At 71.2% G+C, this 25,770-nt stretch carries 21 protein-coding genes; 10 read left to right on the forward strand and 11 right to left on the reverse strand.

Features of this window, described 5'->3' with window-relative positions; translation table 11 throughout:
* Positions 1-108: 108 nt before the first annotated feature.
* From ACZ4S3_RS09605 to ACZ4S3_RS09620, 4 genes are all read right to left on the reverse strand, one after another.
* A complete protein-coding gene (locus ACZ4S3_RS09605; RefSeq protein WP_467929092.1) occupies positions 109-3,891 on the reverse strand; it encodes a multifunctional oxoglutarate decarboxylase/oxoglutarate dehydrogenase thiamine pyrophosphate-binding subunit/dihydrolipoyllysine-residue succinyltransferase subunit in 3,783 nt (1,260 codons plus the stop codon).
* A gap of 249 nt (positions 3,892-4,140) precedes the next feature.
* A complete protein-coding gene (locus ACZ4S3_RS09610; protein ID WP_467929097.1) occupies positions 4,141-5,271 on the reverse strand; it encodes a sensor histidine kinase in 1,131 nt (376 codons plus the stop codon).
* Positions 5,268-6,008, reverse strand: a complete 741-nt coding sequence (locus tag ACZ4S3_RS09615) for a response regulator transcription factor (RefSeq protein WP_467929102.1) — start codon at positions 6,006-6,008, stop codon at positions 5,268-5,270. The genes ACZ4S3_RS09610 and ACZ4S3_RS09615 overlap by 4 nt, the downstream gene beginning before the upstream one ends.
* 74 nt (positions 6,009-6,082) lie before the next feature.
* The gene (locus tag ACZ4S3_RS09620; RefSeq protein WP_467929105.1) at positions 6,083-6,835 is read right to left on the reverse strand and encodes a spermidine synthase family protein; all 753 of its coding nucleotides are present in this window, start codon (positions 6,833-6,835) and stop codon (positions 6,083-6,085) included.
* Between the two features lie 261 nt (positions 6,836-7,096).
* Between ACZ4S3_RS09620 and ACZ4S3_RS09625 the strand changes: the two genes are divergently transcribed.
* Positions 7,097-7,963, forward strand: a complete 867-nt coding sequence (locus ACZ4S3_RS09625; protein ID WP_467929109.1) for a rhomboid-like protein — start codon at positions 7,097-7,099, stop codon at positions 7,961-7,963.
* An 84-nt stretch (positions 7,964-8,047) separates the two neighbouring features.
* Here ACZ4S3_RS09625 and ACZ4S3_RS09630 read toward each other — a convergent pair whose 3' ends face one another.
* Positions 8,048-8,551, reverse strand: coding sequence for a YfbM family protein (locus ACZ4S3_RS09630; protein ID WP_467929114.1), 504 nt, complete (start codon positions 8,549-8,551; stop codon positions 8,048-8,050).
* Between the two features lie 140 nt (positions 8,552-8,691).
* Between ACZ4S3_RS09630 and ACZ4S3_RS09635 the strand changes: the two genes are divergently transcribed.
* A complete protein-coding gene (locus tag ACZ4S3_RS09635; RefSeq protein WP_467929728.1) occupies positions 8,692-9,579 on the forward strand; it encodes a pentapeptide repeat-containing protein in 888 nt (295 codons plus the stop codon).
* A gap of 96 nt (positions 9,580-9,675) precedes the next feature.
* A complete protein-coding gene (lon, locus tag ACZ4S3_RS09640; RefSeq protein ID WP_467929117.1) occupies positions 9,676-12,162 on the forward strand; it encodes an endopeptidase La in 2,487 nt (828 codons plus the stop codon).
* Between the two features lie 111 nt (positions 12,163-12,273).
* Here lon and ACZ4S3_RS09645 read toward each other — a convergent pair whose 3' ends face one another.
* Entirely contained in the window at positions 12,274-13,173 is a 900-nt protein-coding gene (locus tag ACZ4S3_RS09645; protein ID WP_467929121.1) for a lysozyme, read from the reverse strand.
* Between the two features lie 325 nt (positions 13,174-13,498).
* Between ACZ4S3_RS09645 and ACZ4S3_RS09650 the strand changes: the two genes are divergently transcribed.
* A complete protein-coding gene (locus tag ACZ4S3_RS09650) occupies positions 13,499-13,966 on the forward strand; it encodes a MarR family winged helix-turn-helix transcriptional regulator (RefSeq protein ID WP_467929730.1) in 468 nt (155 codons plus the stop codon).
* Between the two features lie 88 nt (positions 13,967-14,054).
* Here the strand turns inward: ACZ4S3_RS09650 and ACZ4S3_RS09655 are convergent, their stop codons facing one another.
* Positions 14,055-14,900, reverse strand: a complete 846-nt coding sequence (locus ACZ4S3_RS09655; RefSeq protein WP_467929124.1) for a hypothetical protein — start codon at positions 14,898-14,900, stop codon at positions 14,055-14,057.
* A gap of 462 nt (positions 14,901-15,362) precedes the next feature.
* Between ACZ4S3_RS09655 and ACZ4S3_RS09660 the strand changes: the two genes are divergently transcribed.
* The 5 genes from ACZ4S3_RS09660 (at position 15,363) to ACZ4S3_RS09680 (ending at position 21,062) form a co-directional block, all read left to right on the forward strand.
* Entirely contained in the window at positions 15,363-18,206 is a 2,844-nt protein-coding gene (locus tag ACZ4S3_RS09660) for a sensor histidine kinase (protein WP_467929128.1), read from the forward strand.
* Positions 18,203-18,691 (forward strand): roadblock/LC7 domain-containing protein, encoded by a 489-nt coding sequence (locus tag ACZ4S3_RS09665; protein ID WP_467929132.1) that lies wholly within the window; start codon positions 18,203-18,205, stop codon positions 18,689-18,691. Before ACZ4S3_RS09660 ends, ACZ4S3_RS09665 begins: the two co-directional genes overlap by 4 nt.
* A complete protein-coding gene (locus ACZ4S3_RS09670) occupies positions 18,688-19,089 on the forward strand; it encodes a DUF742 domain-containing protein (protein ID WP_467929136.1) in 402 nt (133 codons plus the stop codon). Before ACZ4S3_RS09665 ends, ACZ4S3_RS09670 begins: the two co-directional genes overlap by 4 nt.
* A gap of 22 nt (positions 19,090-19,111) precedes the next feature.
* Entirely contained in the window at positions 19,112-19,744 is a 633-nt protein-coding gene (locus ACZ4S3_RS09675; protein ID WP_467929141.1) for a GTP-binding protein, read from the forward strand.
* A gap of 64 nt (positions 19,745-19,808) precedes the next feature.
* The gene (locus tag ACZ4S3_RS09680; RefSeq protein WP_467929145.1) at positions 19,809-21,062 is read left to right on the forward strand and encodes a styrene monooxygenase/indole monooxygenase family protein; all 1,254 of its coding nucleotides are present in this window, start codon (positions 19,809-19,811) and stop codon (positions 21,060-21,062) included.
* Positions 21,063-21,130: 68 nt separating this feature from the next.
* Here the strand turns inward: ACZ4S3_RS09680 and ACZ4S3_RS09685 are convergent, their stop codons facing one another.
* The 4 genes from ACZ4S3_RS09685 to ACZ4S3_RS09700 form a co-directional block, all read right to left on the reverse strand.
* Positions 21,131-22,192 carry a coiled-coil domain-containing protein gene (locus tag ACZ4S3_RS09685; protein ID WP_467929148.1) on the reverse strand — a complete coding sequence of 354 codons (1,062 nt, stop codon included), beginning with the start codon at positions 22,190-22,192 and terminating at the stop codon, positions 21,131-21,133.
* 117 nt (positions 22,193-22,309) lie between these two features.
* Positions 22,310-22,588: a hypothetical protein gene (locus ACZ4S3_RS09690; RefSeq protein ID WP_467929150.1), complete on the reverse strand. Its 279-nt coding sequence runs from the start codon at positions 22,586-22,588 to the stop codon at positions 22,310-22,312.
* A gap of 36 nt (positions 22,589-22,624) precedes the next feature.
* Positions 22,625-23,365 (reverse strand): TetR/AcrR family transcriptional regulator, encoded by a 741-nt coding sequence (locus ACZ4S3_RS09695; RefSeq protein ID WP_467929153.1) that lies wholly within the window; start codon positions 23,363-23,365, stop codon positions 22,625-22,627.
* Positions 23,366-23,437: 72 nt separating this feature from the next.
* Entirely contained in the window at positions 23,438-24,385 is a 948-nt protein-coding gene (locus tag ACZ4S3_RS09700) for an AurF N-oxygenase family protein (protein WP_467929157.1), read from the reverse strand.
* Between the two features lie 258 nt (positions 24,386-24,643).
* Here ACZ4S3_RS09700 and ACZ4S3_RS09705 point away from each other — a divergent pair, with 258 nt between their 5' ends.
* The gene (locus ACZ4S3_RS09705) at positions 24,644-25,753 is read left to right on the forward strand and encodes a ferritin-like domain-containing protein (RefSeq protein WP_467929161.1); all 1,110 of its coding nucleotides are present in this window, start codon (positions 24,644-24,646) and stop codon (positions 25,751-25,753) included.
* Positions 25,754-25,770 lie beyond the last annotated feature (17 nt).

Consider the following 25,770-nt stretch of genomic DNA (forward strand, 5'->3'; position numbering starts at 1 on the left):
GCCCCCGGAAGACGGCGCTGCGCGCCGACAGCCTGAAGGACAGCCCGAAGGGCCCGCCCCCACCGTGGTGGGAACGGGCCCTTCGCGTGCTACGGACGGCCTCGTCGCTTACGCGTCGAAGACCTCCGCCAACAGCTGCGCCTGCTCGGCCTGGTGCCGCTTGGCGGAGCCGACCGCCGGGGAGGAGCCGTGCGGCCGCGAGATGCGGCGCAGGCGCTCACCGTGCGGGACATCCGCGCCGACGGCCAGGTCCAGGTGGTCGATCAGGTTGAGGCCGAGGAACGGCCAGGCACCCTGGTTCGCCGGCTCTTCCTGGGCCCACAGGTACTTCTCGGCGTTCGGGAACTTGGCGATCTCCGCCTGGAGCTCCTTGCCGGGCAGCGGGTAGAGCCGCTCGAGACGCACGATCGCGGTGTCGTACGCACCGCGCTTCTCACGCTCCGCCTCCAGGTCGTAGTAGACCTTGCCGGAGGTGAAGACGACCTTGCGGACGTCCTCGGGCTTGACCACGGAGTCGCCGATGACGGGACGGAAGCCGCCCGTGGTGAACTCTTCCGTCTTCGACGCCGCGGCCTTCAGACGCAGCATCGACTTCGGGGTGAAGACGATCAGCGGCTTGTGGTGCGGGTTGTGGACCTGCCAGCGCAGCAGGTGGAAGTAGTTCGACGGGAGCGTCGGCATCGCGACCGTCATGTTGTTCTGCGCGCACAGCTGGAGGAAGCGCTCGATCCGGGCCGAGGAGTGGTCCGGGCCCTGGCCCTCGTAACCGTGCGGCAGCAGCAGGGTGACGCCGGAGGTCTGGCCCCACTTCTGCTCGGCGGAGGAGATGAACTCATCCACGATGGTCTGCGCGCCGTTGACGAAGTCACCGAACTGCGCCTCCCACATGACCAGCGCCTCGGGGCGGGCCAGGGAGTAGCCGTACTCGAAGCCCATCGCCGCGTACTCGCTCAGCAGCGAGTCGTAGACGTTGTAGCGGGCCTGGTCCTCGGAGAGGTAGAGCAGCGGGGTGAAGTCCTCGCCGGTCTCGCGGTCGATGAGCACCGCGTGGCGCTGGCCGAACGTGCCGCGGCGGGAGTCCTGGCCGGCGAGCCGGACCGGGGTGCCCTCCATCAGCAGCGAACCGATGGCCAGGGTCTCGCCCATGCCCCAGTCGATCGTGTCGTCCTCCACCTGGGCCGCGCGGCGCTGCAGCTGGGGCAGCAGGCGGGGGTGGACGGTGACCCGCTCGGGGATGTTGACCTGGGACTCGGCGATCCGCTTGACGACCTCCTGGGAGATCGCGGTGTCCACGAAGACCGGGAACTCGGCCTTGGGCTGCGGCACCTCGGGGACGGCCGGGGCCGTCGTGGCGTCGCGGACCTCGGTGAAGACCTTCTCCAGCTGGCCCTGGAAGTCCTGGAGCGCCTGCTCCGCCTCTTCGAGGGTGATGTCGCCACGGCCGATCAGCGATTCGGTGTAGAGCTTGCGCACCGAGCGCTTCTTGTCGATCAGGTCGTACATCAGCGGCTGGGTGAAGGCCGGGTTGTCCGACTCGTTGTGGCCGCGGCGGCGGTAGCAGATCAGGTCGATGACGACGTCCTTGTTGAACGCCTGGCGGAACTCGAAGGCCAGACGGGCAACGCGGACGACGGCCTCGGGGTCGTCGCCGTTCACGTGGAAGATCGGCGCCTCGATCATGCGGGCCACGTCGGTGGCGTACATGGACGAGCGCGACGACTCCGGGGCGGCGGTGAAGCCGACCTGGTTGTTGATGACGACGTGCACCGTGCCGCCGGTGCGGTAGCCGCGCAGCTGCGACATGTTCAGCGTCTCGGCGACCACGCCCTGGCCGGCGAACGCCGCGTCACCGTGCAGCTGGATCGGCAGGACGGTGAAGTCCGTGCCGCCCTTGTTGATGATGTCCTGCTTGGCGCGCGAGATGCCCTCGACGATCGGGTCGACGGCCTCCAGGTGGGAGGGGTTCGCGGCCAGTGAGACGGTGATCTGCTCGCCGTCCAGGCCGGTGAACGTGCCCTCGGCGCCCAGGTGGTACTTCACGTCGCCGGAGCCGTGCATCGACTTCGGGTCGAGGTTGCCCTCGAACTCGCGGAAGATCTGCGCGTACGACTTGCCGACGATGTTCGCCAGGACGTTGAGGCGGCCGCGGTGGGCCATGCCGATGACGACCTCGTCGAGCCGCGACTCGGCCGCGGAGTCGATGACCGCGTCCAGCAGCGGGATGACGGACTCGCCGCCCTCCAGCGAGAAGCGCTTCTGGCCGACGTACTTCGTCTGCAGGAACGTCTCGAACGCCTCGGCGGAGTTCAGCCGGCGCAGGATGCGCAGCTGCTCGTCGCGCTCGGGCGACTTGTGGGTGCGCTCGACGCGGTCCTGGATCCACTTGCGCTGCTTGGGGTCCTGGATGTGCATGAACTCGATGCCGGTGGTGCGGCAGTACGAGTCCCGCAGGACGCCCAGGATGTCGCGCAGCTTCATCATGGACTTGCCGGAGAAGCCGCCGACCGCGAACTCGCGCTCCAGGTCCCACAGGGTGAGGCCGTGCTCGATGATGTCGAGGTCGGGGTGCTTGCGCTGGTGGTACTCCAGCGGGTCGGTGTCGGCCATGACGTGGCCGCGGACCCGGTAGGAGTGGATCAGGTCGAAGACCCGGGCGGCCTTGGTGACGTCGTCGTCGTGGGAGACGTCGATGTCGCGCAGCCAGCGGACCGGCTCGTAGGGGATCCGCAGCGACTTGAAGATGTCGTCGAAGAAATCGTTCTCACCGAGCAGCAGCTGGCTCATGATGCGCAGGAACTCGCCGGAGGCGGCGCCCTGGATCACCCGGTGGTCGTACGTGCTGGTCATCGTCATGACCTTGGAGATGCCCATCTTGTTCAGGGCATCCTGGGAGGTGCCCTGGAACTCGGCGGGGTAGTCCATCGCGCCGACGCCGAGGATGAGGCCCTGACCGGGCATCAGACGGGGCACGGAGTGGACGGTGCCGATGCCGCCCGGGTTCGTCAGCGACGCGGTGACTCCGGTGAAGTCCTCCATCGTCAGCTTGTTGTCGCGGGCCCGGCGGACGATGTCCTCGTAGGCCTGCCAGAACTCGAAGAAGGAGAGCGTCTCGGCCTTCTTGATGGCCGCGACGACCAGCTGGCGGTCGCCGTTCGGCTTCACCAGGTCGATGGCCAGACCGAGGTTGACGTGCTCGGGCTTGACCAGCGTCGGCTTGCCGTCCTTCTGGGCGAAGGAGTAGTTCATCGACGGCATGGCCTTGAGGGCCTGCACCATCGCGTACCCGATCAGATGCGTGAAGGAGACCTTCCCGCCCCGGGCGCGCTTGAGGTGGTTGTTGATGACGATGCGGTTGTCGAACAGCAGCTTCACCGGGACGGCGCGGACGGACGTGGCCGTCGGCAGCTCCAGGGAGGCGTTCATGTTCTTCGCAACGGCGGCGGACGGGCCGCGCAGGGTGACGAACTCGGGACCGCCGGGGGCCTGGCCCGCCTCGGCGGCGGGCTTCGCCGCGGGCTTCGCGGCGGGCTTCGTGGCCGGCTTGGCCGGGGCGGCGGCGGGTGCCGCGGGGGCCTTGGCGGCGGGCGTCGCCGGGGCCGGGGTGGCCGGCTTCTCGGCAGGAGCCGCCGGCGCGGCCTGGACCGACGGGGCCGGGGCGGCCGCAGCGGGGGGAGAGCCCTCCGCCGGCTGGCTCGGCGCGGTCGCGCCGCCCGGCTTGTAATCGGCGAAGAAGTCCCACCAGGCTCGGTCTACCGAGTTCGGGTCCTGGAGGTACTGCTGGTAGATCTCGTCGACGAGCCACTCGTTCGGACCGAAAGCGGCAGCAGGGTTCTTGCCCTGCCCCTCTTGGTCACTCGAGATGCTCGCACTGTTGGGGGACTGTAGCGACACGGCGGCAACCGCCCTCTTCCGCTTCCTAAGGTGGTGGACAGCGGGAATAAAGGCTACGCCTCTTGTGACCATTGATGCAGTCCGGGAGGGCCACTCGTCGTGTACGTCACATTCCCCGACGGGTTTCAGGGCATGACTTGGCGGGAAACACACGAGGTTTGCCCGCGTGCGGGTACACCTGATGGCCGTCGCACCCACCGGAATGACTGCGTCCACCACCGACCCTACGTCAGCGGCCGCCGAAGGCCGTCAGCTCCGAGCCGACTCCAGCCCCGGAAGGGTGACGCGGATCCGGCAGCCACGTGGGGATTCGGCCACTCCGATCCGTCCGCCGTGCAGATCCACCGCCCACCGCGCGATCGCCAGGCCCAGCCCCGTACCGCCGTCGGACCCCGGGCCGGACGGCGCCGGGCCGCCGCGGTTGAACCGCTCGAAGACCCGGTAGCGCTCGGACGCGGGGATCCCGGGGCCCTCGTCCTGCACCTCCAGCTCCAGGCTCTCCGGTCCCTCGCCGCGCCGTGCGTGCACCGTGACCCGGCCGTGCCGCGGGCTGTGCTTGATCGCGTTGTCGATGAGATTGGCGACGACCTGGTGCAGCCGCTCGGCGTCGGCGTACGCGGTCAGCTCCGGCGGCGAGACATCCAGGTGGAGATGGACGTCCGTACGGGTGTGCGTGCCGGTTCCGGCGAGCCCGGACAGCGTCGAGGCGCCCCGGCTCATATTGGCCTCCTTGAGCACCCCGGACAGATACGGCCACACCTCGAAGCGCCGGGCGTGCAGCGGGACCACGCCGTTGTCCAGCCGCGACAGGTCCAGCAGATGCTCGACCAGCCGCCCCAGCCGCTCGGTCTGCTTGAGCGCCGTACGCATCGTCTCCGGATCCGGCTCGCAGACCCCGTCGACCACGTTCTCCAGCACCGCCCGCAGCGCCGCGATGGGCGTCCGCAGCTCGTGCGACACATTGGCGACCAGCTCCTTGCGGTGGGTGTCCACCGCCTCCAGGTCGGCCGCCATCCGGTTGAACGCCTCCGCGAGGTCCCCGAACTCGTCCCGGCGCTCGGAGCGCACCCGGCGCGAGTAGTCACCGTGCGCCATCGCCCGGGTGACATCCGTCATCTCGCCGAGCGGCGCCGTCAGGCTGTTCGCCACGAACTGGGTGATCAGCAGGGAGGCGATGATCGAGAAGACCGTGATCACCCGCAGCTCGGTCGCCGAGGCGATCGCCACGAACACCAGCAGCGTCGTGATGATCACCGAGACGATGACCAGCGCACCGAGCGCCGCCTTGACGGAGCGGTACGGATCCAGCGGCCGCAGCCCCTCCCAGACCCGCTCCCACAGGCCCCGGGCGGATGTCTGTCCCTGCCGGCGCCGCATCATGCGGCCGGGGTCTCCAGGGCGTAGCCGACGCCGTGGACCGTACGGATGCGCTCCGCGCCGATCTTGCGGCGCAGGGCCTTGATGTGACTGTCGACCGTACGGGTCCCGGAGGCGTCCGCCCAGTCCCACACCTCGGCCAGCAGCTGCTCCCGGGAGAGCACAGCACGCGGGGTGTTCGCCAGGCAGACCAGCAGATCGAACTCGGTCGGCGTCAGATGGACGTCCGTGCCGCGCACCCGTACCCGCCGCTGCGCATGGTCGATCTCCAGCTCGCCCAGCCGCAGGATCCCGCTGCGCGGCGTATGGGCGGCCAGCGCGGCCCGCTCCACCCGCCGCAGCAGGACATGCACCCGCGCCGCCAGCTCCCGCATCGAGAACGGCTTGGTCATGTAGTCGTCGGCGCCGACCCCGAGGCCGACCAGCATGTCGGTCTCGTCGTCCCGGGCGGTGAGCATCATCACCGGCACCGGCCGCTGGGCCTGGACCCGGCGGCACACCTCCAGGCCGTCGAAGCCCGGCAGCATCACATCGAGCACCAGCAGATCGGGCTGCCATGCCTCGGCGATGTCCACCGCGGCCGGGCCGTCGGTGGCCGTCTGCACCTGGAAGCCCTCGGCACGGAGCCGGGCCGCGATGGCATCGACGATCGTCGGGTCGTCCTCCACGACCAGCACCCGGCGCTGGGCGCCTGGCGTGGCCGCGGCGGTGCCGCCCTGGGTTGTCTGAGTCTGGTCCATCGCCCGCCCCTGCATTGCCCCTGCGTGGTCGCGTCTTGCTGGGCAGCAGCGTAAAGCCATGCTGTGACTGTCGGCTACGCGCCCTTGCGCGCAAGATGCACCACGTCGGGGACACCTCGGACAACGGGGATTTCTTCCGTACGCACCCCATCGAAACCGGCATTCCGCAGGGCTTCCTCGAACACGGACGACGGCTGCGCGGACCATACGGCGAGCACTCCGCCCGGCGTCAGCCGGTCCCGGCAGGCGGTGAGGCCGGCGGGGGAGTAGAGGCCGCAATTGCCGTCGGTGACGGTCCAGTCGGGGCCGTTGTCGATGTCCAGGCAGAGGGCGTCGAAGGGGGCTCCGTCCTCGTGGAGGTACCCGACGAGGTCGGTGTGCAGGATCTCGGTACGGGGGTCGGTCAGCGCGTCCGCCGAGAGGGCCGACAGGGGGCCGCTGCGGTGCCAGTCGATCACCGCCGGCTCCCGCTCGACGACGGCGATCCGGCCCCAGCGCGGCTCGGCCGCCGCCCGCGCCAGCGAGAAGCCGACGCCCAGGCCGCCGATCAGGACGGCGGGCCGCCGGCGGGTGGCCGGGAGCTCGTCCAGGGCGGCGTCCATCAGCAGCCGCTCGGAGCGGCCGTCGGAAGTGTCCATCAGGAAGCAGCCGTTGGCGATGATCTCGTAGACCGCGGGCGCCTCGCGGGTCCCGGTGAGCCCGGGGGTTCCGCCCCGCTGCCGCAGCACCACCTCGCCGTAGGGGCCCTCGCGGCGGTCGAGGGTGCGCGGTGCCTCCTGATCGAACGGGGCGCCGGCCGTCTGGTGCGGAGGAGGAACGGGAGCCATGCGGGCCATCTTGGTCAACTGTGGACGCACGGGTCCAGCCATCAGGGCGGATCGTCCGGCCCGGACGTGGCATATCTCATGAAGGTTGAGTCATGTGAGGCATCTCACGTACACAGCTCACTCATGGGTTGAGCGTGCAGGGTGGTCGCGGACGTTGTGCAAGGCGGAGGGAGCGCGGCCGGGGGCCCGCGTGGACCACCGACGGCATCGGACGGACACCGACGGGGACACCGACGGAAGGGGCCGCGGACAGTGAGCTGGGTGGAGAGCCGGGCGGGCACCGCCGGCGGCGCGTCGGCCGATACCGGGCGCGCCGGCGCCCTCGCGGGAATTCCCCGCCAGCGGGGCGTCCCGCCGGCTGCCACGGCTCCCGCGAGCGGGCCGTCCGCCCGCCCGCGGGTGCCGTTGCCGCGGCCGCGGCTCCGGCGGCTGCTGCCCACCCCCACCGGCACCCCCTTCACCTTCGGCTACGCCGCGCTCCTCACCGCCACCTCGCTCTTCGCCGAACACGCCGACCCCGCCCTGGTCTCCGAGCTGCTGCGCGGCTCCAGCACCGACGTCGTCCACCTGGCGCAGGCCCCGCTCCTGGTGCTCGTCGCCTCCGCCCTGTGGGTCGCGGGCGGTCTGACGTCCGGCTACGCCATCGCCTTCCTCTTCGTCCTCACCGCCCTGGAACGACGGATCGGCGCACTGCGCACCGCCGCCGTCTTCTTCGGCGGCCATGCGCTGGCCACTCTCGCGACCGAACTTCCCGTCGGACTGTCGGTCGCCGCCGGACACTTGCCGGACAGCTCCCTCCAACGCCTCGACTACGGCATCAGCTTCGGCGTGATGACCTGCATCGGAGCCCTCGCCGGGCTGCTGCCGGCCTGGTCCCGCTGGCCGTTGCTGGCCGGCGTCGGCTATCTGACGGTCAGCAGCCTGCTCGCCTACGCCGACCCGATGACCGACTGGGGCCATCTGCTCTCGCTCAGCCTGGGTCTGGCGAGCGGGCCCCTGCTGCGCCGGTGGCGGGACGCCCGCACCCGGGCGCGGGCGGACGCGCCGTGCGGTGCGCCGGGAGCCGGCGGAAGCCTCCGGGAAACCCCGCTGCGGTCCCCGCTCCGCTTCTTCCAGCGGCAGTTGTAGCTGCCGCGCCCCCGCCCTGCCCCGCCGCTCGCCGCCCCGCCGCGCCCTCGTGCACGCCCCGTGGCGGTACGGCCGCCCGGTGGCTCAGCCCAGCCAGATCAGCATCCCCTCCCCGCCGTCCGCCGCCGCACGGAAGAACAGCCGCAGCCGGTCGTAGTGCCCGCTCACATACTCCAGGGTCTCGCCGCGCTCCCAGACGATGGCCGGGTAGACCTCCGCCTCGGCGAGCTCGGCCGGCGCGACGCCGGACGTCAGGCTTTCGCCGGACGTCTGCGCCATGGCCTCGGCGGCGGCCCGCACCCGCTCGGGGGTGAGGTAGCGGGGCGGGCCGTACCCCCAGTCCTCCGCGCCCGCTATGGCCTCCTCGCCGTGGACGACGTCCACCGGGAATCCCGTACGGCGCAGCAGAAACCCCAGGGCGTCCCAGGCCTTGTCGACATCCAGGCACCGCGCCTCGCCGGGCCCGCTCTCCGCCTGGGCCTCCGCGTCCATCCGCTCGCCGACCAGCTTCAGCGCCCACTCCGGATCACCGGTCGCCCGGTCGAGTTCGGCGGCCGTGACCCGTGCGTACTCTCCGATCATGCTCATGATCCAGATGCTAGGACCGGGCACTGACAACGGCGGGGGCGTGGTGCGCCGCAGGGCCGTGTCAGGGGCCGGATTCGGCCCCGCAGCCCCTCGCCCCTCCTGGGACAATGGCCACCCCGAACGCCGCGCCCGGCCCTCGGATGCCCCGCGCCCGCCCCCTCACCAGGAGCCGACCCGCCTTGTCCCACGACCACCAACACCCCCGTCCCGACACCGCCGCGCTCGCCCTGCAGTCCGACTGCGGCAGCTGCTTCGGGCTGTGCTGTGTCGCGCTGCCGTTCGCGGCCTCGGCCGATTTCGCGCTCGACAAGGAGGCCGGGCGGCCCTGCCCGAATCTGCAGACGGATTTCCGGTGCGGGATACACACCGATCTGCGGCAGCGCGGCTTCAACGGGTGCACCGTCTTCGACTGCTTCGGGGCCGGACAGAAGGTCTCCCAGGTCACCTTCGGCGGCCAGGACTGGCGGCAGGCGCCGGGGACCGCGCGGGAGATGTTCGATGTGTTCCCCGTCATGCGGCAGCTGCACGAGCTCCTGTGGTACCTGGCCGAGGCGCTGGCCCTGCCCGCCGCCAGGCCGGCCCACGCCGATCTGCGCCGCGCCCTGAACACCACCGAGCGCCTCACCCGCGGCACCGCCCAGGAGCTGATCGCGCTGGATGTGCCCGCGCACCGGGGCGAGGTCAACGCCCTGCTGCTGCGCGCGAGTGAGCTCGTACGGGCCGAGGTCCCGGGCGGCAAGAAGGACCGGCGGGGCGCCGACCTCATCGGGGCCCGGCTCAAGGGGGCCGATCTGCGGGGCGCCAATCTCCGCGGGGCCTATCTGATCGCCGCCGATCTCAAGGGCGCCGATCTGCGCGGTGCCGACCTGATCGGCGCCGACCTGCGGGACGCCGACCTCACCGGCGCCGACCTCACCGGCAGCATCTTTCTGACTCAGGCCCAGCTCAACGCGGCCAGGGGCGACGCCGCCACCAGGCTGCCGAAGACCCTGAGCCGTCCCGCGCACTGGCAGCGGGCGGACGGCTGATCGCTGATCGCTGACAGCGAACGGACGCCGGGGAACATCTCCCACCCCCTCCGCATTGAGTGAGTAAAGCTCAACTTGATTGCCGAAGGGGAGATCATGGCATCGACGTCCACATCGCTCACTCTGCCCGTGCTGCCCCTCGATGACGAGGTCGTACTGCCCGGCATGGTGGTGCCCCTGGACCTGTCTGACGCGGAGGTCCGGGCGGCGGTGGAGGCCGCACAGGCCGCCGCCACATCGGGTAACAAGCCGAAGGTGCTGCTTGTGCCCCGGGTTGACGGCACGTACGCGGGGATCGGCACACTCGGCCGCATCGAGCAGGTCGGGCGGCTGTCCGACGGTGACCCCGGGGCGCTGATCCGGGGGCTCGGCCGGGTGCGGATCGGTTCCGGCACGACCGGACCCGGTGCCGCGCTGTGGGTGGAGGGGACCACCGTCGTGGAAGAGGTGCCCTCCCCTCTGCCCGGGACGGTCGGTGAACTCGTCACCGAATACAAGGCACTGGCCACCAGCTGGCTGAAGAAGCGCGGCGCCTGGCAGGTCGTGGACCGTGTGCAGGGCATCGAGGACGTCTCGACGCTCGCCGACAACTCCGGATACCTGCCGTTTCTGACCGCCGAACAGAAGGTGCAGCTGCTGGAGACGGTCGACCCGGTCGCCCGGCTCAAGGCCGCCACCGACATCCTGCGCGGGCATCTCGCCGAGCAGGACGTCGCCGAGTCCATCGCCAAGGACGTTCAAGAGGGCGTCGACAAGCAGCAGCGGGAGTTCCTGCTGCGCCGGCAGATGGAAGCGGTGCGCAAGGAGCTCGCCGAGCTCAACGGCGACCCCGAGGACGAGGGCGATGACTACCGCGCCCGGGTGGAGGCCGCCGATCTGCCCGACGACGTCCGCAAGGCCGCCCTCAAGGAGGTCGACAAGCTGGAGCGGGCGAGCGACCAGAGCCCCGAGGGCTCATGGATCCGCACCTGGCTGGACACCGTCCTGGAACTGCCGTGGAACGAACGGACCGAGGACGCCTACGACATCGCCGGCGCCAAGGGGGTCCTGGACGCCGACCATTCGGGCCTCGAGGACGTCAAGGAACGGATCACCGAGTATCTGGCGGTGCGCAAGCGCCGGTCGGAGCGCGGCCTGGGGCTGGTCGGCGGGCCATCGAAGGGGGCAACGCGACGGGGGTCCCCCCGGACGGAGTCCGGGGGAGATTCCGGCACGGGTGGTGGGCGACGGGCGGGCGGGGGCGCCGTGCTGGCGCTGGTCGGCCCGCCCGGTGTCGGCAAGACCTCGCTCGGCGAGTCCGTCGCGCGGGCCATGGGCCGCAAGTTCGTCCGGGTCGCGCTCGGCGGCATCCGTGACGAGGCGGAGATCCGCGGCCACCGCCGCACCTACGTCGGCGCGCTGCCGGGGCGTATCGTCCGGGCGATCAAGGAAGCCGGCTCGATGAACCCGGTCATCCTCCTCGACGAGATCGACAAGGTGGGCTCCGACTTCCGGGGCGACCCGGCCGCCGCCCTCCTGGAGGTCCTGGACCCGGCGCAGAACCACACCTTCCGCGACCACTACCTGGAGGTCGAACTGGACCTCAGCGATGTGGTCTTCCTGGCCACCGCCAACGTCCTGGAAGCCATCCCCGAGCCGCTGCTCGACCGGATGGAGCTGGTCCGGCTCGACGGCTACACCGAGGACGAGAAGGTCGTCATCGCCCGGGACCATCTGCTGCCGCGTCAGCTGGAGCGGGCGGGCCTGGAGCCCGGCGAGGTGACCCTGGAACAGGGCGCGCTGCGCAAGCTGGCGGGCGAATACACCCGGGAAGCGGGCGTACGGAATCTGGAGCGGGCGGTCGCCAGACTGCTGCGCAAGGTCGCCGCCCAGCACGAACTGGGTGAGCGGGAGTTGCCGTTCACCGTCGGGGAGGACCAGCTGCGTCCGCTGATCGGGCGGCCGCACCACACCCCCGAGTCGGCGCAGGACCCGGCCGAGCGGCGTACGGCGGTGCCCGGTGTGGTCACCGGCCTCGCGGTCACCGGCGCGGGCGGTGACGTCCTCTATGTCGAGGCGTCGCTCGCCGATCCGGAGACCGGTGCGTCCGGGCTCCAGCTGACCGGCCAGCTCGGCGAGGTGATGAAGGAGTCGGCGCACATCGCGCTGTCGTTCCTGCGCTCGCACGGCGCGGAGCTGGAGCTGCCGGTCGGCGACCTGAAGGAGCGCGGGGTGCATCTGCACGTACCGGCCGGTGCCGTCCCCAAGGACGGGCCGAGCGCGGGCGTGACGATGACGACGGCCCTGGCCTCGCTGCTGTCGGGCCGCCAGGTCCGGCCGGATGTGGCGATGACGGGTGAGGTCTCACTGACCGGCCGGGTGCTGCCGATCGGCGGCGTCAAGCAGAAGCTGCTCGCCGCGCACCGGGCGGGGATCACCACCGTGGTCATTCCCAAGCGCAATGAGCCGGACCTGGACGACGTACCGGCCGAGATCCTCGAGGACCTCGAGGTGCATCCGGTCTCGGATGTCCGCCAGGTCCTGGAGCTGGCGCTGACCCCGGCGTCCAACGGCGCCGCGCCGCAGGTTCCGGTCGCGGCATGAGGCCGGCGGTATGACGGCGGCGGCATGACGGCGGCGGCATGACCGCGACGTCATGACGGCGGAAGCCGGCCCGTCCCTCCCACCGGGGACGGGCCGGCCGCCAGGGGGCGCTCAGCCGTTGGCGAGGGCCTGGAGCCGGTCCATCGCGCCGTTGAACCGGTTGTGGTCACCGACCGTCGCACCGCTGGAGGTGTACTGCCAGATGGTGTGGAAACCCCAGCCGGCCGGGAGTTCGCCGACCGAGGAGCCGTAGCGCGGCACCCACAGCGGGTTGACGCTGCCGAAGGCCGGGGAGTTGCCGGTGCACTGCTGCCACCAGCTGGTGGAGGTGTAGATGACGGCGTCCCGGCCGGTGCGCGCCTTGTACGTCGCGAACCAGTCCTTCATCCAGTTCACCAGCCCGGCCGCGCTCAGGCCGTAACAGGTCGACCCGTAGGGGTTGTACTCCATGTCGAGCGCCCCGGGCAGGGTCTTGCCGTCCTTGGACCAGCCGCCGCCGTGGTCGACGAAGTAGTTGGCCTGGGCGGCGCCGCTGGAGGTGTTCGGCGTGGCGAAGTGGTACGCGCCGCGGATCATCCCCGAGTTGTAGGAGCCGTTGTACTGCTGCGCGAAGGACGGGTTGGTGTAGCTCGTCGACTCGGTCGCCTTGACGTAGGCGAACCGGACGCCGCTGCTCCAGAGGGTCGCCCAGGCGACACTGCCGTTGTGGCTGCTGACGTCCACGCCCTCGACGGACGCCGCCAGGGCGGAGGGCGGCGGTGCGATACCCGCCGCGGTCCCCTCGTGCTTGGCGATCTGGGAGCCGGCCCAGTCCTGGCCGGGATGGGTGGGCTCCGCCGCGCGCTGCGGGGTGGGCGTCGTGGCATCCGCGGTACCGGACAGGCCGAGAAGGAGGGAGCCGGCCGCGGCGAGGATCCCGGCCGTGGTCGCCAGGGAGCGAGTGCGGCGGGGTGGGAAGGAGGGGCGGGGGGAGGAGGAGCGGTGGGGGGAGCCGGATCTGAGCACGGACATACGTGCCTCCGTAGATCTCGAGGATCTCGGTGAGTGACCTGAGGGGGGACGGTCCGGGGACCTGAGGGGTGCTCTGAGGGGGTGCTCTGAGGGGGTTGGCCAAGGCGGACCTGACGGCATGACACGGATATCAGGGGGGGTGTGGTCATGCCGTAAATGACGATACGCGCGTAGACCGGCGGGACAAAAGAGGGGGACGGGGCTGCCGTTGGTCTAATCCTGCGAAATACTGGCCCAGCTGCGGCTTCGGCCGCCGGTGAAGGAAACTTTCAGGACCGGGAAAGCGGGAAAGGGCGCTGACGTGCACAACACCGGAGCCGACGGAATGACGGCGGACGGCGAACAAACTGGTGTGGACCACGTATTCCTGTCCTTGGAACGCGAGTTGGCGGTATTTCTCCGCCGCGCCCGCGCCTCCTCCGGGGAACTGGCGCGCGAGGTCCACCCCGATCTGGAGCCGGCCGCCTACGGACTGCTCGTCCGGCTGGCCGACGCGGGCGCCCAGCGCGCCACCGAACTCGCCGCCTTCTTCGGCGTCGGCAAGGCCACCATGAGCCGCCAGCTGCACGCCCTGGAGAAACTGGGTCTCGTCGCCCGCGAGCCGGACCCCGCCGACGGCCGGGCCGTCCTGGTGCGGATCACCGACGAGGGCCGCGAGCGCTTCACCCGCGTCCGCACCGCCCGCCGCGCCCGTTACGCCCGCCGCCTCGCCTCCTGGGACCGCGCCGAGGTCGCCGAACTGGCCCGCCTTCTGAACCGCCTCAACGCGGAACAGGAAGGGGACGAAGGCTAGCCATTCGGGCGCCCCCGCCGGTGCCCCCCTTTTGTCACCGCGCCGTTTTCGGTCACTGCGTCACTTTTGGCCATGGCGCCGCTTTTTGTCACGGCGCCACAAAAATCACCGAGGCGTCATCCTGCGCCTTCCCCCGCGGATATGCCGCGCCCGCCGGGTCCGCCGTCTCCGCCGCCCGCACCTGGTCGATCAGCGCCTGCGGCCCCTGCGCGGCGACCAGTGCCGCGCACCGGTCCCAGGAGCCCTTGCGGAAGACCTCGACCCAGCGGCCCGCCCCGTCGCTCAGCGCGGTCAGCGAGCGGACATCGGCGCGTGGCGTGCTGCCCGTCACCGCGCGTGCGGCCACGGCCGGATCGGCGGCCGCGGTGAAGAAGCCGCCCTCGGCGTTGCGCAGCGCCTCGACGGCCCGGCCGTACTCCCGGCCCGCGGCGGCGCGTTCGGCCGAGCCGCGGGGCAGCGCCCGTACGGCGTCCCGCCGGTCGCGGACGGCCGGGGGCAGTTCGTCCAGCCGGGAGTCCAGCACCGGATGTACCGATCCGTCCGGGTGCTCCAGGAGCAGTACGGAATCGGACAGCACCAGGTGCTCGACGGTGTGCCCGGACCACCGCGCGGCGACCACAGTTGCCTGCGGAGTGCGGACGTGAGAAAGGTCACAGGAGGCCCGGTGAACATCGGCCGTCCGGGAGATGGCCGCGGCGAGCGCCTCAGTGAGCGTCATATCCCGGTGTGAACCCGACAGTTCGAGCATTGCACCCCCGAGCCGTGCGGTGAACCACGGCACCGAATGGACGCAGCCGTCATCCCGCTCCGGCGGCGTCACCCCGTCCAGCAGGACCAGGACTCCGCCCTGGCCAGTGGCCGGGAGGGCGACCGACGCGTAGTCCTCGTTTGGGTGTTGGGGATCGCCGGGCTCGGTGGCGAGTTCGATGCGCATACGGGAAAGTCTGCCGGAGGCCACCGATTCGGCGCGGTGACCGGGCGGTCGCGGGTGCGACGGCGTACGGGCAGGTCAGCGCCGTACGGAGGGCGCGGACCGCGGGGCCCGGCGGATGCGGGCGGGCATCTTTGCAGGACCGGGTCGCATCTCCAAACCCGTCTCAGGATTGCCCCGGGTTGCAGCCGCAACCGCCGGGGCACGGAAGTTGATGGCCAAACTCCGAGTGATGTTCACTCCTTCAGGTGGCCGGGCAGGTGTTGCCGAGCCACTGCGCGGCGCCGGTGGAATGGTCGTTGCCCGGATCATCGGGGCGGGCCAGGACGTTCGTCGCGACGCGCAGAGCCGGGCTGTTTTCCCTTCACGGAAGTGTGCGCTGCTGCGGTTTTCGCGCAGGTTCGTCCGCGGGCGGAGAGCGAGCCGGGTCGGCGTCGCCACACGGCGTGCGCAGGCGAGACAAGAATGCGAGCAGCGGTGCGGATGAAGCGGCTTCGGGGCGGCGCAGGGAAGCCGGGATCACCGGCCGGTTCGGTCTCGGGACCGGGCACGGGCTCGGGTCCGGGTGCGACGGGCAGCGGTGTGGACCGTACGGGACGGCGTCCCGCGCGGGTACGTAACCGGCTTGTCGGGGCCGTGGCGGTGGTGGCCGCCGCCGTTCTGGGGGCCGGTGCCCCCGCCGTCGCCACCGCGGCCGACAACGCGCAGACCTCCCAGCAGCTGGTCGACCTGGCGAAGTTGAACGCGCGCGCCATCGCGGTCGCGCACTCGCTGGCCGACGAGCGCGATGCCATGACCGCGTACGTGGCCACCGGGCGCGGCGCCGCCGGCGTCAACCGCACCGGCGTCCGCAGTGACACCGGGAACCCGGATCCGGCGTCCCAGCGCGACCGGGTGGACCGCCAGATCAAGGACCTGCGCCAGGAGGCCAACGGCGCCTCCGGGGACACCAAGGTCTTCGCCGCCGCCGACAAGCTCCTGGGCGGGCTGCAGCAGACCCGCCATCAGGCGCTGACCGGACCCGGCACGCCGGAGGAGACCTACGCCGCGTACACCGAGGTCGTCCAGGCGCTCGGCGCGATCAGCGACGACATCGCCCGCGGGCTGCCCGCCCGTGCGGACGCCGCGGACGCCGACACCCGCGCGCTGCCCGCCCTCGGCCGCGCCGGCGACCAGGCCGCCGGCACCCGCGGCCTGCTGCTCGCCGCACTGGGCGCGGGCGGATCGCAGCCCCGGCTGACCGCCGCCGCCCAGGTGGCGCATCTGCGTGAGCAGAGCGCGATGGGCGACTTCGCGCAGGCGGCGAGCGACGGTGCCCGCGGGCACTACGACCGCACCGTCACCGGCGGCGATGTCACCACCGCCGAGCGCTATCTGACCCGGCTCACCGACCAGCCCCGCCTGGACGCCGCCGATCTCCGGCTCAGCCGTCAACGGGTGCAGGCCACGCTCACCACCCGGATCGGGCTGATGCGCGGCGTCGAGTCCGCGATGGCCACCGCCGACATCGAGCGGCTCGGCGCGCTCCGCGACGACGATGTGACGGCGCTGGAGATCCGTATCGGGCTGGAAGGGCTCTGCCTGCTGGTGGCCGTCGGCGCCGGTGTCTGGGCCGCGCGCACCATGACCCAGCCGCTGGCCGTGCTGCGGCTCGGGGCCAAGCGCCTCGCCGACGACCCCGCCCACGAGGAACCCCTCACGTACACGGGCCGCGACGACGAATTCGCCGCCGCCGTACGGTCCGTCAACGCGCTGCACGCCCAGGTCAGCGAGCTGGCCAAGAAGAACGAGGAACTGGCGGGCGAGCGCAAGCGGCTGGTCGGCGGACGCCAGCGGCTGGTCGCCGAGCGCGAGGTACTCCAGGACCAGGCCGCAGCCCTCAAGCAGGAGATCGCCGACCTCAACGAGCGGCTGGCCGCCCTGAGGTCCGGCGTGCACGGGCGGTTCGTCAGCCTCTCGCTGCGCACCCTGGGACTGGTGGAGCGTCAGCTCGGCGTCATCGAGTCGCTGGAGGAGAGCGAGCAGGACCCGGAGCGGCTGGACACCCTCTTCAAGCTGGACCACTTCGCCGCGCGGATGCGCCGCAACAGCGAGAACCTCATCGTCCTGGCGGGCGCCGAACAGCACGGCAACAGCCACCCCGGTCCCGTACCGCTGCTGGACGTGCTGCGCGCCGCCATCAGCGAGATCGAGCGGTACGAGCGGGTGCGCATCCAGTCGCTGCCGCCGCACTCCCAGGTCGCCGGGTTCGCCGCGGACGACCTCAGCCACCTGGTCGCCGAACTCCTGGAGAACGCCACCGCCTTCTCGCCGCCGGACGCCCATGTCGAGCTGTCGGGCTGGCTCCTGGAGAGCGGCGAGGTCATGCTCTCGGTCCAGGACGAGGGCATAGGGATGACCGCCGCCCGGATGGCGGAGCTCAACGAGCGGCTCGCCGACGTCGAGGCGGCCTCGATCTCCGAGTCCATCGACGAGGCGATGGGCCTCGGTCTGTATGTCGTGGTGCGGCTGGCCGCCCGGCACGGCGTACGGGTCCAGCTGCGCGACCAGAAGCAGGGCGGGGTCACCGCCGTCGTCGTCCTGCCCAAGTCGATCCTGCCCACCCGCCCGGCGCCGAACGGGCCGCTGCCCTCGACCGTGCCGCAGGACCTGGCGCACACCCCGAGCCTGCCCGGCTCGGTAGCCGAGGCGAACTCCAACGCCCTGCCGACGCGGGTGGCGCGGACCGATCCGGCGGCGCCGGCGGCGCAAGCGGCGGGCCCGCAGAGCACCGAAGCGCAGGCCGACCCGCAGCGCACCGAAGCGGAGGCCGATCCGCTGGTGGCCGCCGCCGAGCGGGCCGTCGACGCGGCCGGGCCGGCGACGGTCGACGCCGCCGAGCACGCCCGGCCCGCGGACGAGGCACGGGCCCCGGAGCCCGAGCCGGCCGCGCCCGCCGCCCCGCCCGCCGCCGACGGCCCGTACGCCATCGGCCCGGACGAGCACACGAGCCCGGCCGAGGAGACCGCCGACGACACCGCCGCCGCCCCGCCCCTCGGGAAGCGGCGGACCGCCACCGGCCTGCCCAAGCGCACACCCAAGGTCGTGGCGCAGCAGCAGGCGCCCGCCGCACCGCGCAAGAGCAAGGCGGCCGGCGCCGACGCGCTGCGGCGCCGGCTGGGCGGCTTCCAGCAGGGGGCGCGAGACGGCCGCCTTGAGGTCGAGGCCGAGATCGCGGAACGTACAGCGGAGCAGACCATCCCACAGACGGACACCGACGGAGCGGGGGCCCCGGGACAGAGCCACGTTGTCGAGGAGGCACGCGATTGAATGCGCAAGCGCCCACCAGTTACGGACGCGGACTGAGCAGCCAAGCGAGAAATCTGCACTGGCTGTTGACCAATCTGGTCGATGAGGTGCCGGGCATCCGCTCGGTGGCGGTGGTCTCCTCCGACGGGCTGCTGCTGCTCTCCTCCGACCCGGCCCTGGCGGACGAGGACCGGCCCGGCACCGAGGGCCCCAAGGGGTCCAGCGCCGACCTGGCCACCATCGTGTCCGGGCTCGGCAGCCTCACCAACGGTGCGGCGAAGCTGATGGACGGCGGCGACGTCAAGCAGACGATGGTCGCGATGGAGGAGGGCAGCCTCTTCGTCATGTCGATCAGCGACGGTTCGCTGCTCGGCGTGCATGCCACCCCCGACTGCGACATGAGCGTCATCGCCTACCACATGGCGCTCTTCGTCGGCCGGGCCGGCCATGTCCTGACCCCCGAACTCCGCACCGAACTGCGTCAGTCGATGGAGAGCGCCCAGTGAGTAATACCCCCAAACTCCCGATACGCGGCGGAAACAGGAAACCCGCGCGGGTGCGGCCGTACTCGCTCACCGGCGGCCGGACGCGCTTTGGCCATGTGCTGCTCGTCGAGACGTTCGTGGCCGCGCTGGAGGCCCCCGAGGAGCGCCGCGAGCTGACCTCCGGCGGCTGGGGCGAGCGGGTGATGCCGGAGATGCGGGCGATCGTCGAGCTGTGCCGCCGGATGCGCTCCGTCGCCGAGATCTCCGCGCTGCTCAAGATGCCGCTGGGCGTGGTCCGCGTCCTGCTCAGCGATCTCGCCGACCAGGGAAAGATCCGCGTCTACGGCACCGGGCACGGCACCGGCCGGCCCGACCGCGCGCTGCTCGAAAGGGTGCTCGGTGGACTTCACAGGCTCTGACACAAGAGCGGCCGGGCCGACGATGACCGCCGGTTCGGCGGGCCGGTCCGACGCTGCGGCACCGGCCGCCGATGCGGGGCTGCAGAGCTGGCAGACCGACCGTACGCGGGCGCCGATCGCCACCAAGATCGTGGTGGCCGGCGGCTTCGGCGTCGGCAAGACCACCTTCGTCGGCTCGGTCTCGGAGATCACCCCGCTGCAGACCGAGGCGGTGATGACGCAGGCCAGCGAGGACACCGACGATCTGACGTCGACCCCGGAGAAGACCACGACCACGGTCGCGATGGACTTCGGGCGGATCACCCTCGACCAGGACCTGGTGCTCTATCTGTTCGGCACGCCCGGACAGCAGCGTTTCTGGTTCATGTGGGACGACCTGGTGCGCGGGGCGATCGGTGCGATCGTGATGGCCGACACCCGGCGGCTGGAGGACTGCTTCCCGGCGCTGGACTACTTCGAGAGCTGCGGTCTGCCGTACGTCGTGGCCGTCAACCACTTCGAGGGCACCGAGTCGTACGCCGAGGACGATGTCCGCGAGGCGCTGACCGTGCCGGCGCACGTACCCGTCGTGATCATGGATGCGCGGGAGCGGACCACCGTGGTCCAGTCGCTGCTGGCGCTGGTCGGCCACGCGCTGGAGACCAGCCCCGAGTAGGCCGCCGCGCCGCGTCCCCCCGACACCCCTCCCCTGAACAGCAGCAGCAGAGAAGAGCACCGTCATGCGGAAGATACTCATCGTCGGAGCCGGCCAGTCCGGTCTCCAACTCGCCCTCGGCCTCCAGTCCCAGGGCTACGAGGTCACCCTCATGTCCAACCGCACCGCCGACGAGATCCGCTCCGGCCGGGTCATGTCGACGCAGTGCATGTTCGACACCGCCCTTCAGCACGAGCGCGACCTCCAGATCAACTTCTGGGAGAACCAGGCCCCGCGCATCGAGGGCCTCGGCGTCTCCGTCGCCGCGCCCGGCAGCCACGAGGGGCCCGACGGCTCGCAGCGCGCCATCGACTGGGTCGGCACGCTCGACGGCTACGCCCAGTCCGTCGACCAGCGGGTGAAGATGGCCGGCTGGATGGAGACCTTCGCGCAGCGCGGCGGCCAGCTCGTCATCCACGGCGCGGCCGTCTCCGACCTGGACTTCTTCGCGAGCCGCTACGACCTGACGCTGGTCTCGGCCGGCAAGGGCGAGCTGGTGTCCATGTTCGGCCGGGACGCCTCCCGTTCGCCCTACGACGCCCCGCAGCGTGCGCTGGCCGTCGCCTACGTCCACGGCATGGGCCCGCGCCCCGAGCACCCCGAGTTCGATGCGGTCCGCTGCAACCTCGTACCCGGCGTCGGCGAACTGTTCGTCATGCCGACCCTCACCACCTCAGGCCGCGCCGACATCCTCTTCTGGGAGGGCATCCCCGGCGGCCCGCTGGACGCCTTCCAGTCCGTCAAGGACCCGGGCGAGCACCTGGCCACGACGCTGGAACTGATGAAGACGTTCCTGCCCTGGGAGTACGCACGCTGCACCGAGGCCGAGCTGACCGACGCCAACGGCACGCTGGCCGGCCGCTACGCCCCGACCGTACGCAACCCGATCGGCAAGCTGCCCTCCGGCGGCCTGGTCCTCGGCGTCGCGGACGTGGTCGTCGCCAACGACCCGATCACCGGCCAGGGCTCCAACTCCGCCTCCAAGTGCGCCGCCGCCTACCTCGCCGCCATCGTCGAGCGCGGGGAGGAGCCCTTCGACGCCGACTGGATGCAGGCCACTTTCGACCGCTACTGGAACACCGCCCAGCACGTCACCAAGTGGACCAACGCGATGCTGGCCCCGCCGCCGGAGCACATCCTGAACCTCATCGGTGCGGCCGGCCAGATCCAGCCCGTCGCCGACCGCTTCGCCAACGGCTTCGACGACCCGTCCGACTTCGAGAATTTCTTCTACGACCCGGACAAGACGAACGCCTACCTCGCCTCGCTGGCCGGCTGACCGGCTGAGCGGCGCGCAACCCTCCCGGCCGGCGGACTCCTACGGTCCGCCGGCCGGGTTCTTCGTCGTCAGGCCTCCGCCGGCAGGTCACGCCGCACGCCGTCGGTTGCCTGAGCCTCCAGCCGCCCCAGTTCGGCGAGCTGCTGCGGGGAGAGCGAGGCGAGCAGCGCCTCGACCTCCTTGAGCTTCCCCGATGCGCTCTCCCGCTGGTAGCGGGCCCGGTCGGTGAGCGCCTGCTGCTTGTCCAGCGCCGCATGGGCCTTGGTGGCCAGTGTGTCGGCCTTCTTCTCGCTGGTGGTGAGCCGGGCCACGGCAGCGCGCTGGTCCCGCGCCGCCTCTCGGATCAAGTGCCTGGTGTCCATGGCCTGCTGGGGATTTCTTGCCAGCAGCACCCGCAGATACGACGAGACCGGCGATCCCGACGCCTGATACTGCAGCCGCGCCAGCCGCCCCGCGTCGGCCCGGCCGCCGGCCAGCTGCGCACGGGCCCGCGTCAGCTGCGAGGTGAGGCTGTCGGACTGCTGCCGCACCGCCCTGAGGTCGTCCTCCGTCGCGCGATAGGCCTTGGTGGACTCCTCGGACTGCCGGTAGAGACTCTGCAGCTTCTGCAGGAGGGTGACCGGGCTGAGGTCGGCGGGCGCGGGGGAGGGCGAGGGGGAGGGGCCGGCGGACCGGCCGGCGGGGCCGGTGTCCGACGGCTCATCGGTGCCGCCGGCCGCGCCGCTGCCGCCTGTGGTCTCCGGCATGCCGTCCGGGCCGTCGGGGTCACCCCCGTCGACGCCCTCGGTGACCCGGCCCAGCTCGCCCTCGCCGGTGTCCGGGATCCAGGTGTCCGACGTCCCGGTGTCCATGGTCCCCGTACCGGTGGGCCCGGGGGTCGGCCTGCCGTCCGGGGGCCTGGTGTCCGGAGGACGGATCCCGCGGGCCCCGCTGCCCGGCAGGCGCGAGTCCCACGGCTTGGTGTCCGACGGCTTGGTGTCCTCCCAGCCCGCGGAGGTCGGCCCCCCGGGAGCCGACTCCGCGGGCGCCGGGTCCGGCCCGGGGTCGGCCAGGACCGACGAGGGCAGCGTCAGGGCCACCACGCCGATGAGCCCCAGGGTGCAGACCCAGGGCAGAACACGTCGGGACACCGGTCCACCTCCGCCGCAAGCTCCGAGTGCCCGAACGGTCCGGGCATTAAGGATGCTGTCACGACAGTCGTACATTTCGGACGAATGGGCGTCGGTGGCGCCGCCCGGTCCACTCGATCAGCCGCCGGAGCGGGTGCGCCGGAACAGCCGGCGCAGCGGACCGCTGCCCCGCGCCGCTTCCTCGGGGGCGTACTCGTACTGCCATCCGCTGGGCAGCCCCAGGCGTCCCACCCGCCCCGGGACCCGCCGGTAGACATAGACCGTCGGCGGCCGTCCGTCGTCGTTCGGCACCGGGATCTCATAGCTCTTCGGCGGCTGGCCGGTCGCGCCGACCAGGACCGGCAGGATCCGGCCGTCCAGCGGCCCGCCGACGAAGGGGGTGTTCTCGCTTCTCACCCCCTCAGTGTCACACCCCTGCCGGACAGAGGCAGGTCACAGCAGGTGTGCGGCGTCACTGACGACCGGCAGGATCCGGCGGGCGAGATCGCCGACCGGCCCCTGGGCGGCCTCCAGGGCCAGCGCCGCCCGGGTGACCCGCGCGGTCTGCTCGTCCCGGGCCGCGGTCGCGGTCAGCAGCGCCACGAAGTGGTCCACGAGCCAGTCGCGCAGCTCGTCCAGGCCGGGCCGCTTGTCCTCGTCGAGCCAGATCAGCGAGGCGGCCTCGACGGCGGTGATCCACATCCGGACCGTCATCCGCAGCCGCAGGCCCGGCTCCGGCTCGCCCAGGTGCCGCAGGATCTGGTCGGCGGCGGCGCGCCGCACCTCGTCCACGATCGCGGTCGTACGGGTGGTCTCCACGACGCTGCCGCCCTGCAGCAGCGCGCTGAACCCGGCGTCGTGCTCGTCGACGAACGCCAGATAGCGGTCCAGCGCACGCGACAGCCGCTGGGTGAGCGGCCCGGTCTCCGGCTCGGCGAAGCACCGCTCGAGTACGTCGGCCGCGCTGCGCAGCGCGGCCTCGTACAACTGCTGCTTGCCGCCCGGGAAGTAGCGGTAGACGAGCGGGCGCGAGACCTCGGCGGCCGTCGCGACATCGTCCAGCGAGACATCCTCCGGCGCGCGCTGGGCGAAGAGTCCCAGTGCGGCGGTGAGCAGTTGGCTGCGGCGCTGCTCGACGCTCAGCCTGCGGTAGGCGGGTCGGGGTACTGCTGGGGCGGTGCCGCTGCCGTTCATGAACAGCAGCGTAACCGCCCCGGATTCCGGGTCGTACAGGTGCTCGTGCCGTACCCGGTCGCTGCGGGCGCTTCAGGCCAGCAGTCCCGAGCTCCGCCACAACCGCCGCCCCACACCCCGCATGACGCCGATCTCGTCGAGGAAATCGGTCAGCCGCCGGGCGCCGGACTGCATCACCTCGCGGCGGTGGCCGCTGGCCTTCACCTCGGCGAGGGCGGTGCGCCGGTCCAGGCCGACATTGGTGTAGACCTGCGGGTTGACGAAGGCGAGGGAGAAGACCCGGGCCGCCTCGCCGCAGCTGATCCGGGTCAACTCCCGTTCCCAGCGCGGTGCGGTGACCATCTGGCGGCGCAGTTCCTCGCGGGCGTAGCGGACATGCCGGGCCTCCTCGACGACGTGGATCCGGGTCACCCCGCGCACGATGGTCTGCACCCGCTCGTCCGGGAACGTCAGCCGCTGCATCCAGTCGAGGATCTCCTCGCCGAGCAGGGTGCAGGCGAAGGAACCGGGGGTGGTGGAGACCGTCTTGAGAATCCGGGCGAGATTGTGGTTGAGCCGGGAGACCGGGTACGCGGGGGCGCCGCCCCGCTCGATCATGCGCGCGAACATCTTGGAGTGCCGGCACTCGTCCGCTATCTCGGTGAGCGCGTAGCGGACATGCGCGCTGGTCACCGGCTTGTCGTAGATGTGCCGTACGAGCAGCTGCATCAGGATGATCTCGAACCAGATGCCCAGCGAGGCGAGCGAGGCCGCCTCGTGCCGGGAGAGGTCCTGCTGCTGCTCGAGCGACATCTTCTTCCACAGCGGGGTGTCGTAGAGCGAGACGAGTTCCGGCGGCCAGAACCACTTGCCCTCTTCGAGGGGCGCGTCCCAGTCGAGCTCGGTGTCGGGGTCGAAGGAGTGCTGGGCGGAGGAGTCGAGCAGTCGCTCGGCGACCTGTTCGCGGTCCTTGAGCAGCCCGAGGGCGTCTCGCAGGACTTCGGTATCCGTCACGGTCATGGCGGTTGGCGCGCTCGTCATTGCGGTGGCTACCTCACTCACGGGGTTACCGGCGGTCACGATGGATCGCCTCTTATGAGACTGCGCGTCAGTAAGGCCGTCAATCCCCCGTGCGCGACTTATTGACCCGCCGGTAAGAACCGTGTGAGCCTGCCAACGACCTCCCGGAGCGCGGCGTTTGGCAAGCCTGCGGAGAGCCCCTCCTGCGTGTTCCGGCGAGTGGTTCCGGTGAGTGCTGTGGCGAGTGTGTGGCGAGTTCCGTGAGCTGAGGAGGCGTCGGTGTCGACCCGCGATCTTTACGTACAGGACCCAGGCGACCCCCTGTGGAAGGTGCCCGCCACCGGGGCCGCCCGCTTCAGCTGGGAGTACGGCGAGGGTCGCGAACGGCTGCTCGCCCTCTACCAGAAGGGCAAGGACAAGCAGTGGGACGCCAATCTGCGGATCGACTGGGACCTGGAGGTGGATCCGCAGGATCCGCTCGGCACCCCCGATGAGTCCATGTCCCTGTACGGCACCAAGTACTGGGACAAGATGACGGAAAAGGACCGCGGAGATCTCCGCCGGCACTACACCTCCTGGCAGTTCAGCCAGTTCCTGCACGGCGAGCAGGGCGCCATGGTGTGTGCGGCGCGGATCGTGGAGTCCGTCCCGGACCTCGACGCGAAGTTCTACTCCGCCACCCAGACCATGGACGAGGCCCGGCACGCGGAGATATACAGCCGCTTCCTCCGGGAGAAGATCGGGATGCTCTACCCAATCAACGACAACCTCCAGTCGCTCCTCGGCGACACCCTGGGGGACTCCCGCTGGGACATGCCCTACCTGGGCATGCAGGTGCTGATCGAGGGCCTGGCGCTGGCCGCCTTCGGCATGATCCGCGACACCACCACCAAGCCGCTTCCCAAGCAGATCCTCGCCTACGTCATGCAGGACGAGGCGCGCCATGTCGCCTTCGGCCGGATGGCGCTGCGCGACTACTACAAGCAGCTCACCGATGCCGAACTGCGCGAGCGCGAGGACTTCGTCATCGAGGGCTGCTACCTGATGCGCGACCGGCTGCGCGGCCTGGAAGTGCTGGAGAACTTCGGCATACCGAAGCAGGAAGCCGCCGAGATCACCGAGCGCTCCGAATTCCTGCACCTGTTCCGCAAGCTGCTGTTCAGCCGGATCGTGCCGTGCGTGAAGGACATCGGCCTGTGGGGCGAACGCCTCCAGCGCGCCTACCTGGACATGGGCGTCTTCGACATGGGCGACTCCAACCTGGACCTGCTGATGGCCCAGGACGAGGAACTGGCCGAGAAGCTGGACGCGGAACGCTTCGCCGCCGAGGAAGAGGCCCGTACGGCCGAGGTGGCCGACGCGATCGCGCAAGGGGCGGCGGAGGGCTGACCGGCTGCGCCACGGAA

The organism is Streptomyces sp. NPDC028368, assembly GCF_055565615.1.

What these genes read in the sequence shown, in the direction of transcription:
- ACZ4S3_RS09610 (WP_467929097.1), bottom strand. Translation starts at nt 5,271, where the DNA reads ATGATGCGGCGCCGGCAGGGACAGACATCCGCCCGGGGCCTGTGGGAG.
- ACZ4S3_RS09615 (WP_467929102.1), bottom strand. Translation starts at nt 6,008, where the DNA reads ATGGACCAGACTCAGACAACCCAGGGCGGCACCGCCGCGGCCACGCCA.
- ACZ4S3_RS09620 (WP_467929105.1), bottom strand. Translation starts at nt 6,835, where the DNA reads ATGGCTCCCGTTCCTCCTCCGCACCAGACGGCCGGCGCCCCGTTCGAT.
- ACZ4S3_RS09630 (WP_467929114.1), bottom strand. Translation starts at nt 8,551, where the DNA reads ATGAGCATGATCGGAGAGTACGCACGGGTCACGGCCGCCGAACTCGAC.
- ACZ4S3_RS09635 (WP_467929728.1), top strand. Translation starts at nt 8,692, where the DNA reads ATGCCCCGCGCCCGCCCCCTCACCAGGAGCCGACCCGCCTTGTCCCAC.
- lon (WP_467929117.1), top strand. Translation starts at nt 9,676, where the DNA reads ATGGCATCGACGTCCACATCGCTCACTCTGCCCGTGCTGCCCCTCGAT.
- ACZ4S3_RS09645 (WP_467929121.1), bottom strand. Translation starts at nt 13,173, where the DNA reads ATGTCCGTGCTCAGATCCGGCTCCCCCCACCGCTCCTCCTCCCCCCGC.
- ACZ4S3_RS09650 (WP_467929730.1), top strand. Translation starts at nt 13,499, where the DNA reads ATGACGGCGGACGGCGAACAAACTGGTGTGGACCACGTATTCCTGTCC.
- ACZ4S3_RS09655 (WP_467929124.1), bottom strand. Translation starts at nt 14,900, where the DNA reads ATGCGCATCGAACTCGCCACCGAGCCCGGCGATCCCCAACACCCAAAC.
- ACZ4S3_RS09660 (WP_467929128.1), top strand. Translation starts at nt 15,363, where the DNA reads ATGCGAGCAGCGGTGCGGATGAAGCGGCTTCGGGGCGGCGCAGGGAAG.
- ACZ4S3_RS09675 (WP_467929141.1), top strand. Translation starts at nt 19,112, where the DNA reads ATGACCGCCGGTTCGGCGGGCCGGTCCGACGCTGCGGCACCGGCCGCC.
- ACZ4S3_RS09680 (WP_467929145.1), top strand. Translation starts at nt 19,809, where the DNA reads ATGCGGAAGATACTCATCGTCGGAGCCGGCCAGTCCGGTCTCCAACTC.
- ACZ4S3_RS09695 (WP_467929153.1), bottom strand. Translation starts at nt 23,365, where the DNA reads ATGAACGGCAGCGGCACCGCCCCAGCAGTACCCCGACCCGCCTACCGC.
- ACZ4S3_RS09700 (WP_467929157.1), bottom strand. Translation starts at nt 24,385, where the DNA reads ATGACGAGCGCGCCAACCGCCATGACCGTGACGGATACCGAAGTCCTG.